1 protein-coding gene is annotated in these 875 nt (G+C 63.1%); it reads right to left on the bottom strand.

Annotated elements, in window-relative coordinates:
* Positions 1-564: 564 nt before the first annotated feature.
* On the bottom strand, positions 565-875 hold a 311-nt coding region (locus FPQ10_RS12880), incomplete at its 5' end, for a type II toxin-antitoxin system RelE/ParE family toxin (RefSeq protein ID WP_222103070.1).

Below are 875 nucleotides of genomic sequence, written 5' to 3' on the forward strand. Positions count from 1 at the left end.
GCCAATGGCATAGGCCATGGTAAGCACCGTCAAGCCAAAGGCTAGCGACACGCCCAGAAGGCCGATGCCCACCTCAGGAAAGGCCGCAGCCAGCACCGCCGAGCCACAGCCCCCGAAGGTGAGCCAGAACGTACCAATCAACTCGGCTGCATACTTCTGAGGGTTCATCGTCGGCATCTCCCGAGAGGCCAGTCTTCGCTGGTTCTTTTTGTGGTCTCACGACAGCACGAACCAAGTAAAGTTTTTTGACTCGGCAGAACTCAAAAAAGCTTTGCTGGGTAAATCGCTTACGGCGGAAGCCCGCGATCAGCGCGGGAGGCGGGGTTAAGCCCTCCCGCAGGCGCGATCTGCCTAGCGATCGCAGCGGCTAGGATGCCGCTCGACGGCCTCTCTCCCGGCGGGGAGTTGCAGGGCCTCTGCCGGGGTGCAGGGCTGACCTCATGCCGCCAAAAGGGCGCGGCCCGCTTTGTTCACAGGACCGCACGCAAACCCTCAGGGTTTGCATAAGTGCGCCCTTCTTCACTGCTGTTCGTCGGGTTCGCGCCCCTCAGAGGGCCAAAACCTTTACCCCAGAAGAGAGGGCAGGTCCCGCGCGCCGTGCAGCACCCGCACGATCCGAACCTCTTCCCCGGCCTCGACAAAGAAGATCAGATACCGGCCATGCCGGGCGGACCGCAGGCCTTTGTGCAGCTCGTCCCGCGCGGGGAAGCTGCCGGGCCGCTCTGCAACCTCGATCATCTGGGACTCGATCTCAGCCACGAAGGATGTGGCCCGCTCCGGGTTGTCCAGCGCGATGAAGTCCCCGATCTCGATGAGATCCATCCGGGCCGCAGGCAGAATGACCAGGCGCGCCATGTCAGGACTTGGCGGCGTAG

Origin of the sequence: Allobacillus sp. SKP2-8 (assembly GCF_007559355.1) — a bacterium.
Classification (GTDB): domain Bacteria; phylum Bacillota; class Bacilli; order Bacillales; family Alkalibacillaceae; genus Allobacillus; species Allobacillus halotolerans.